We start from the raw sequence: 2,634 nt of genomic DNA, 5'->3' as shown, positions 1-2,634 counted from the left end.
GGCGGGCCTGGGCCTGCGCCGCATCCTGGAGCACAGCGATGCGGTGGCGGTGCGGGTGGTCCCGGGGCGCGGAACAGTGTTCACGTGCGCCGTGGACCTGGGGGAGGCGCGCCGCAGGGCCGCGCAGCCCAAGTCCCTGCTGTTCTGTCTGGAACGAGGGTAAGGCGGGTGGAGAGCCAAACTTCCAATGCCGGCATCAGCACCGTGCGCGTGGGAAACCTCCTCCACGTCCGGGTGGCCGGTGTCATCGACGAGACGTTCCCGCTGGCCTCGTCCACCAAGGGCCTCAATGGCCTGTTGGTGGTGGACCTGGGCCTCCTGGAGCGCATCAGCTCGTTCGGCGTGCGCAAGTGGATTGAGTTCGTCGGCCACCCGCCGCAGGGTGTGGCGGGGCTGTACGTCATCAACGCGCCGCCCATCGTGGTGGATCAGCTCAACATGGTGGAGGGCTTCGCGGGCGTCGCGCGCGTGCTCTCCCTGCTGGCGCCGTACACCTGCCGCTTCTGCAAGGAGGACCGGCTGCGGCTGGTCAACCTGGTGGACGAGGCGAAGGTGCTGGAGCAGGGCGGGGCGCCCGCGCACACCTGCCCCGTGTGCGCCCAGCCGCTGGAGTTCGCGGACGAGCCCACGGAGTTCTTCGACTTCGCGCGCCGCCAGCAGTTCTCCACGGTGGACCCCGCGGTGCTGCGCTACCTGCGCGCGAGCACGCCGTCGGAGTCCTCGGAGCTCGCGTCGCACCTGAAGATCGTCCAGGACGACATCACCTTCATCACGCTGGCGTCCGTCCTCAAGGGCGACCTCAACGTGCGAAGGCTGGCGGCGGGCCTGGAGGGGCGCGTCGCGTTCGACTGCTGCCATGTGAGCAAGGCGGAGCCGGAGGCGCTGCCCCGCTTCGAGCAGGTGCTGGAGGTCGCGGCGCAGGGCGCCCAGGTGTTCCTGAGCCGCGTGCCCCCGCCCATGCTGGGCCTGCTGGCGCGCTCCGCGAAGACGCTGCCGGTGAAGCTGGCCACGCTGTGGCTGCCGTGTGACTGCCGCAACTGCGGGCAGGTGTATCACCAGCGCATCCAGGCCTCCGAGTACCTGGACGTCCTGCGCGCCAAGGGCAACCTGGACCGCGTGTGCCCCATCTGCGGCGGCACCGCGCGGGCCCCGGCCCTGGCGCAGTTCCAGGGGCTGCTGGCGCGCCTGCCGTTGACGGACAAGGTGCAGGACGACATCGAGGCGCTGGAGCAGCGCGCGCTCAGCCAGTACCTGTTCGGCTCCACGAACATCGATCCCGCGTCGATGAAGCACAGCTCCCCCACGGACCTCACCGCCCAGAGCGCGCGGCTGCAGATCATCCGCCGGCTGGGGCAGGGCGGCATGGCGGAGGTGTTCCTCGCCAAGCAGCAGGGCGCGAAGGGCTTCGAGAAGTACGTGGTGATGAAGAAGATCCTCGCGCAGTTCGCGGAGAACCCGGAGTTCGTCGACATGCTCTTCGCGGAGGCGCGCGCCAATGCCCGCCTCACGCACCCCAACGTCGTGCAGACCTTCGACGTGGGCGTGACGGACGGCGTCGCGTACATCCTCATGGAGTACGTGCGCGGCCCGGACCTCAAGCGGCTGCTCACGGAGCTGCGCCGCAAGGGGATGGCGCTGCCGCTGGAGCACGCGCTGCGCATCGTGGCGGAGGTGGCGGCGGGCCTGCACTACGCGCACAGCTACGTGGACCCGAGCGGCGTCGCGCACCCGGTGGTGCACCGCGACGTGAGCCCCCACAACGTCCTCATCTCGCTGGACGGCGCCATCAAGCTCAGCGACTTCGGCATCGCCAAGGTGCAGGGCGAGGAGCACACGCAGGCGGGCGTCATCAAGGGGAAGATCTCCTACCTGTCCCCGGAGGCCGCCAGCGGCCGGCCGCTGGACTGGCGCAACGACGTCTTCGCGCTGGGCGTCGTCCTCTTCGAGCTGCTCACCGGCCAGCTGCCGTTCCGCCGGGACCATGACGCGGCCACGCTCGCGGCCATCGTGCGCGAGCCGGCGCCGGTGCCCTCGCAGCTCAAGCCGCACATCCCGCAGGACGTGTCCGACCTCATCCTCCGGGCCCTGGTGAAGGACCCGGCGCGGCGCACGCCGTCCGCCGCGGCGATGCGCGAGGAGATTGAAGCGGTCATCGCGCACCACCGCCTGTCCTCGTCGCCCGCGTCGGTGGCGCAGTTCTTCAAGGAGGCCCTGGGGGACCGGCTCGCGGAGTACGCGCCGTCGTCCAGCAGCGGCACGGGCTCCCACCCCAAGCCGCTCGTGCCCGGCACGGGTTCGCACCCGCGCGCGTCGACGGCGGGCTCCCAGTCCGGCTCCGGTTCCGGCGACATGCGCGCCCCCTCGGACATGTCCCGGCCGCCGGTGAAGGGCGCCTCGGGGAGCATGCCCCGGATGGAGCCGAGCGAGCTGCGGCCCCGGCCCGCGCCGCCCGTGGTCCCCATGGCGCCGCCCCCCGTGGCCGGCGAACAGGAGCGCGAGCACACCGAGGTCGTCTCCCTGTCCTCCGCGTCCATCGTCCCGGCCATCCCGCCGGTGCCTCCCGCGCGCCCGACGAGCCCCCCTCCGCCTCCGCCGGCCACGGGGGGCGGCGCCATGGGGACCACGGGCGGCGCG

General features: G+C 71.9%; 1 protein-coding gene. It reads left to right on the top strand.

Annotated elements, in window-relative coordinates; translation table 11 throughout:
* Positions 1 to 168: 168 nt before the first annotated feature.
* Positions 169 to 2,634: serine/threonine-protein kinase (locus D7X12_RS40700; protein ID WP_244225078.1), on the top strand; the 2,466-nt coding region annotated here is incomplete at its 3' end.

It is taken from the genome of Corallococcus sicarius (assembly GCF_003611735.1).
GTDB lineage: Bacteria > Myxococcota > Myxococcia > Myxococcales > Myxococcaceae > Corallococcus > Corallococcus sicarius.
Note: the sequence above shows the minus strand (reverse complement) of the source record. Positions and strands in the feature narration are given on the sequence as shown.